Raw genomic sequence first — 5,792 nt, 5'->3', positions numbered from 1 at the left:
AACGACGACGCGATCCGTTCCGTCACCCTGCTCACCCGGGTCGTGGCGGACGCCGTGGCCGAGGGCCTGCTGGCCCGCAGCCGGTCCAACGCGGGCAGCGGTGACGAGGCCGAGCCGATGGCCGACTGGGAGCGTGAGCTGCTCGGCGCCCACCCGCACCGCGATCGGGGGCGGGGGCGCGCCGGCGGGGCGCCAGCCGTCGGCGCGGGCCCACGCGGTGCCCGCCGCCAGGCGCTCGGCGTCTGCGGCGGCCTGTGCGGCGTCCGGGCCGAGGTCGACGAGCGCCTCGGCGGCCAGCTCGCCGAGGTCCTCCGGCAGCGCGGGCGCCTGCCAGGACTCCAGGCCGTCGATGAGCTCGGTGGTGAGGCGCCCGGCGCGCACGTCCTCCCGCGCGAGGAGCCCGCGCAGCCAGCCGACGTTGCTCGTCACCCCGAACAGGACGGTCTCGGCCAGGGCGGCGTCGAGCCGGTCCAGGGCCTGCCCGCGGTCCCGGCCGGAGGCGATCACCTTGGCGAGCATCGGGTCGTAGAAGCCCGTGATCTCCGGCTGCTCGGGGGCGGCGCCGTCGGGGGCGGACGGGAGGAGCAGCGTGTCCACGCGGACGCCCGCGCCCGCCGGCTCGCGCCAGCGCAGCACCTGCCCGGTGGCGGGCAGGAAGCCGTTCGCGGGGTCCTCGGCGTAGACGCGGGCCTCCACGGCGGCGCCCTCCAGGGTCACGGCCTCCTGGGTGAAGCCGAAGGGCTCCCCCGCGGCCACGCGCAGCTGCAGCTCCACGAAGTCGACCGGCTCCCCGTGCACCCGCACGACCTCCTCGGAGACGGGGTGCTCCACCTGCAGGCGGGTGTTCATCTCCATGAAGAAGAACTCGTCCGGACGCTCGTCGGAGACCAGGAACTCCACGGTGCCGGCCCCGCGGTAGTCCACGGACCGCGCGGCGTCCACCGCGGCCGCGCCGAGGCGCGCGCGCAGGGCGGCGCCGCCGTCGGGCTGGGCGGTCAGCAGCGGGGCGGGGGCCTCCTCGACCACCTTCTGGTGGCGGCGCTGCAGCGAGCACTCCCGCTCGCCCAGGTGCACCGTGGTGCCGTGGGCGTCCGCGAAGACCTGCACCTCGATGTGCCGGGGCGCGGTGATCAGCCGCTCCAGCAGGAGGGTGTCGTCGCCGAACGCCGAGCGCGCGGTGCGTCGGGCCGAGGCCAGCCCCGCGGCCAGCTCCGCCGCGGCGTGTACGGCAACCATCCCCTTGCCGCCACCGCCGGCGGAGGGCTTGATCAGCAGCGGGTAGCCGACGCGCTCGGCCTCGGCCGCGATCTGCTCGTCGCTCAGGCTCGGGTCCTGGATGCCGGGGACCACGGGCACCCGGTGGGCGGCCACGGTCTCCTTGGCGCGGATCTTGTCCGCCATGGCGTCCAAAGAGGTCACAGGCGGGCCCACGAACACGATCCCGGCGGCCTCGAGGGCCCGCGCGAAGTCGGCGTTCTCGGAGAGGAAGCCATACCCGGGGTGCACGGCCCGCGCGCCGCAGTCGACGGCGGCGCGCACCACCGCGTCGATGTCCAGGTAGGACTCGCGCGCGGGTGCCGGGCCGAGCCGGACGGCGATGTCGGCCTCGCGCACGTGGCGCGCGCCGGCGTCGGCGTCGGAGTACACGGCCGCGGAGCGGATGCCGAGGCGGCGCAGGGTGCGGATCACGCGCACGGCGATCTCGCCGCGGTTGGCCACCAGGACGGTGTCGAAGAGGGGGGCGGTCATGGCGGGGCTCACATCCGGAACAGGCCGAAGCGGGGCTCCGGCAGCGGGGCACGGGAGACGACGTCGAGGGCCATCGCCAGCACGCGGCGCGTGTCCCCCGGGGTGATGATCCCGTCGTCCCAGAGGCGGGCGGTGGAGTAGAGCGGGCTGCCCTGGTCCTCGTACTGGGCGCGGATCGGGGCGGCGGCCTCCTCGACCTGCTCGGGGGTCAGCGGCTCCCCGCCCGCGGCCGCGATCTGGTCCTGCTTGATCTGCGTCAGCACGGAGGCGGCCTGGGGCCCGCCCATCACCGAGATCCGCGCATGCGGCCACATCCACAGGAACCGCGGCGAGTAGGCACGGCCGCACATGGCGTAGTTGCCGGCGCCGAAGGAGCCGCCGACCACCACGGTCAGCTTGGGCACGCGCGCGGTGGCCACGGCCGTGACCATCTTGGCGCCATCCCGGGCGATGCCCCCGGCCTCGGCGTCCCGGCCCACCATGAACCCGGAGATGTTCTGCAGGAACAGCAGCGGGACCCCCCGCTGGTCGCACAGCTCGATGAAGTGCGCGCCCTTGCGGGCGGAGTCGCCGAAGAGGATGCCGTTGTTGGCCAGGATCCCCACGGGGTGCCCGTCGATCCGGGCGAAGGCCGTGACCAGGGTGGTCCCGTACCGGGCCTTGAACTCGTGCACCGAGCCGCCGTCCACGATCCGGTCGATCACCTCGTGCACGTCGTACGGGGTGGCGACGTCGGCCGGGACCACCTCGGTGAGGGTCGCCGGGTCCACCGCCGGCTCGACGGCCGGGGCGACCGTCCAGGCCGGGCCCTGCGGGTCGGGGAGGGTGGCCACGACGTCCCGCAGGATCTGCATCGCGTGGAGGTCGTCGTCGGCGAGGTGGTCGGCCACGCCGGAGACCTCGGCGTGCAGGCGGCCGCCGCCGAGCTCCTCGGGGGTCACGTCCTCGCCGATGGCGGCCTTCACCAGGGGCGGGCCGCCCAGGAAGATGGTGCCCTGCTCGCGGACGATCACGGTCTCGTCGCACATCGCGGGGACGTAGGCGCCGCCGGCGGTGGAGGAGCCGCACACTGCGGCGATCTGCGGGACGCCCAGAGCGGACAGCTGCGCCTGGTTGTGGAAGATCCGGCCGAAGTGGTCCCGGTCCGGGAACACCTCGTCCTGCTTGGGCAGGAACGCGCCGCCGGAGTCCACGAGGTACAGGCAGGGCAGGCGGTTCTCGAGGGCGATCTCCTGCGCGCGCAGGTGCTTCTTGACGGTCATCGGGTGGTAGGTGCCGCCCTTCACGGTGGCGTCGTTGCCCAGCACCATCACGTGCCGCCCGTGCACCAGCCCGATCCCGGCGACGACGCCGGCCCCGGGGCACTCGCCGTCGTACAGGCCGTGGGCGGCCAGCGCGCCGACCTCCAGGAACGGGGAGCCCTCGTCCAGGAGCGCGTCGATCCGGTCCCGCACCAGGAGCTTGCCGCGGGCGACGTGCCGCTCGCGAGAGCGCTCGGGCCCACCCAGGGCGGCGCGGGCGAGGAGCTCGGACAGCTCCGCGGCCAGGCGGGCGTGCTCGGCGGCGTGGCCGCGCGGACGGGCCTGCTCCGACGCCGCGCCCGCGGACGTCTCCTGTGCTGCGACGGTCACGTGGACCTCCCCTTTCAGTGAATGGCGATTCACTGGAATCCCCTGGCGCCAGGATAGTGGCCCAGGTCACAGGTGTCCATCGGCAGGGGCGGCTGAGGGCGGCTCACTACAGTGACCCCATGCCCGAGACCACCGACACCCCCGCCGCGCCGGACGCCGCGGCGCCCGCCCGAACCTCCCGCGAACGGGCCAAGGCCCGGCGCCGCGCGGACCTGCTGACCGCCGCCGCGCGCCTGTTCGCCGCCGAGGGGTACGACGCGGCCCGGCTCGAGGACATCGGCGCCGCCGCCGGGGTGAGCGGCCCCGCCGTCTACCGCCACTTCGCGGGCAAGGCCGCCGTGCTCGTGGAGATCCTGGACACCGCCAGCACGGGCCTGCTCGAGGGCGGGCACGACGCCGTCCGGGACCTCGCCGCCGGGGAGGAGGCCCTGCGCGCGCTCATCGCGTTCCACGCGGACTTCGCCGTGGACAACCGGGACGTCATCCGCGTCCAGGACCGGGACATGTCCGCCCTGCCCGCGGCCGACCGCGCGGCCGTGACCCGGGTGCAGCGCCGGTACATCGAGCTGTGGGCGGCCCAGCTGCGCCTGATGCACCCGCACGAGGACCACGCCACCGCCGTGTTCCGCGCCCAGGCCGTCCTCGGCCTCCTGAACTCCACCCCCCGCTCCGTGCGGCGCACCCCCGCGGACCGCAGCGCCCGACGTCAGACCCTGGTGTCCATGGCCTGGGCCGCGGCCTCCGCGCCGCTGCGCCCCGAACCCCCGGTGGTAGCCTGACCGACACATCCGGGCTCCCCCTCCGAGCGGCGCCCACCCACCGACGAGAGGTCCCTCGACGTGCCCCTCCGTGACGTCCGCAGCGCGGACCTCGACGAGTTCTTCCTCCACCAGCAGGACGAGCGCGCCAACGTCATGTCCGCGTTCGCCCCGCGCAACCCGGCCGACCGCGGCGTGTTCGACTACCACTGGGCGCAGCTGCTCGCCGACCCGGACACCACCGTGCAGACCATCGAGCACGAGGGCCGGCCCGCCGGCGCGCTCGTCTGCTCCCGCGTGGACGGGGTCGACGAGCTCTCCTTCTGGACCGCCCGGGAGTTCTGGGGCCGCGGCCTGACCACCGCCGCCGTGGACGAGTTCCTCGCCTCCCACACCCGCCGCCCCGTCCGGGCGCACGTGCCCGAGGACAACGCCGGCTCCGTCAAGGTCCTCACCCGCCGCGGCTTCGAGAAGGTCGGCGAGGAGAAGGTGTTCTCCAACGCCCGCGCCGCAGTGGTCGTCGAGCACGTCCTGGAGCTCTCCGGGGACTGAGCCCTCCCCCGCGCGCCGCTCAGACGAGCGCGAGCGTCATCCCGGGCCGACGCAGCAGCGCCCCGACATCCGCGAGGAAGCGGGAGCCCTGCTCGCCGTCCACCAGCCGGTGGTCGAAGGACAGCGACAGCGTCACCATGTCCCGCAGGGCGATCTCCCCGCGGTGCTCCCACGGCTGACGCCGCACGGCGCCGAGGCACAGGATGGCCGCCTCGCCCGGGTTGATGATCGGGGTGCCGGTGTCCACGCCGAACACGCCCACGTTGGTCAGCGTGAACGTGCCGCCGGTGAGCTCGCCCGGGGTGAGCGCGCCCTCGCGGGCCCGCCCGGTGAGCGCGGCGATCTCCTGCGCCAGGGCCCGCAGGTCCATGCCCTGGGCGTCCTTGACGTTGGGGACCATGAGCCCGCGCGGGGTGGCCGCGGCGAACCCGAGGTTCACGAAGTTCTGCCGGTGGATGCTGCCGGAGGCCTCGTCCCATCGGGCGTTGACCTCCGGGGTGCGCTCCATGGCCAGCACGCACGCGCGTGCGGCGAAGGTCATGGGCGTGAGCTTCAGGTCCCGGAACGCGCGGTCCCGCTTGAGCTCCTCGATCAGTTCGAGGGACTCCGTGACGTCCACCGTGAGGAACTCGGTGACGTGCGGGGCCGTGAACGCGGACTGCACCATGGCCGCCGCGGTGGCCTTGCGGACCCCGCGGACCGGCTCCACCTCGACGCGCGGGCGACCGCCCAGGGTGCGCCCGGCAGGAACGGCCGCCTCCTCCGGGGCCGGCGGGGTCGCCTCGGCCACCGAGGGCGTCACCCCGGCGTCGGGGGCGCCGCCCTGGGCGGCGCGCTCGACGTCCTCGCGGACGATCACCCCGTGCGGGCCGGAGCCGGTGAGCGTCTCCAGGTCCACGCCGAGCCGGCGCGCCAGCAGGCGCACGGGCGGGGTGGAGCGCGGGCGCTCGCCGACGGGCACGTCGAGAGCCGGCTCGGTCTGCGCCGTCGTCGGGGGTGCGGGCGCGACAGGCTCCGGGGCGGCGTCGCCGGCCGCTGACGGGGCCGGAGGGACGGACCCGCCGACCGACGCGGCGGGGGCGACCTCGCCGGTGGCGGGGGC

The 5,792-nt window shown here is 75.3% G+C and carries 4 protein-coding genes and 2 pseudogenes; 3 read left to right on the top strand and 3 right to left on the bottom strand.

The annotated features are described in order from the left end of the window. Positions 1 to 144: pseudogene (locus Q4D18_RS11930) on the top strand (30S ribosomal protein S2); the annotation flags it as partial. Here Q4D18_RS11930 and Q4D18_RS10795 read toward each other — a convergent pair. Together Q4D18_RS10795 and Q4D18_RS10790 are read right to left on the bottom strand one after the other, a co-directional pair. Further along, positions 142 to 1,749 (bottom strand): annotated as a pseudogene (locus Q4D18_RS10795) (acetyl/propionyl/methylcrotonyl-CoA carboxylase subunit alpha); the annotation flags it as partial. The pseudogenes Q4D18_RS11930 and Q4D18_RS10795 sit on opposite strands and share 3 nt — an antisense overlap. An 8-nt stretch (positions 1,750 to 1,757) precedes the next feature. Beyond that, positions 1,758 to 3,380, bottom strand: a complete 1,623-nt coding sequence (locus Q4D18_RS10790) for a carboxyl transferase domain-containing protein (protein ID WP_303128264.1) — start codon at positions 3,378 to 3,380, stop codon at positions 1,758 to 1,760. A 119-nt stretch (positions 3,381 to 3,499) separates the two neighbouring features. Here Q4D18_RS10790 and Q4D18_RS10785 point away from each other — a divergent pair, with 119 nt between their 5' ends. Next, positions 3,500 to 4,159, top strand: coding sequence for a TetR/AcrR family transcriptional regulator (locus Q4D18_RS10785; RefSeq protein ID WP_303128261.1), 660 nt, complete (start codon positions 3,500 to 3,502; stop codon positions 4,157 to 4,159). Positions 4,160 to 4,219: 60 nt separating this feature from the next. After that, positions 4,220 to 4,690: a GNAT family N-acetyltransferase gene (locus Q4D18_RS10780; RefSeq protein WP_303128259.1), complete on the top strand. Its 471-nt coding sequence runs from the start codon at positions 4,220 to 4,222 to the stop codon at positions 4,688 to 4,690. Between the two features lie 19 nt (positions 4,691 to 4,709). Here the strand turns inward: Q4D18_RS10780 and Q4D18_RS10775 are convergent. Next, the coding region (locus Q4D18_RS10775; protein WP_303128257.1) for a dihydrolipoamide acetyltransferase family protein at positions 4,710 to 5,792 on the bottom strand (1,083 nt) is incomplete at its 5' end.

This window comes from Micrococcus sp. (assembly GCF_030523875.1).
Lineage (GTDB): Bacteria > Actinomycetota > Actinomycetes > Actinomycetales > Micrococcaceae > Micrococcus.
Note: the sequence above shows the minus strand (reverse complement) of the source record. Positions and strands in the feature narration are given on the sequence as shown.

Excerpts from the sequence above, each read along its gene's own strand:
- Q4D18_RS10785 (WP_303128261.1), top strand. The coding sequence starts at position 3,500 with ATGCCCGAGACCACCGACACCCCCGCCGCGCCGGACGCCGCGGCGCCC.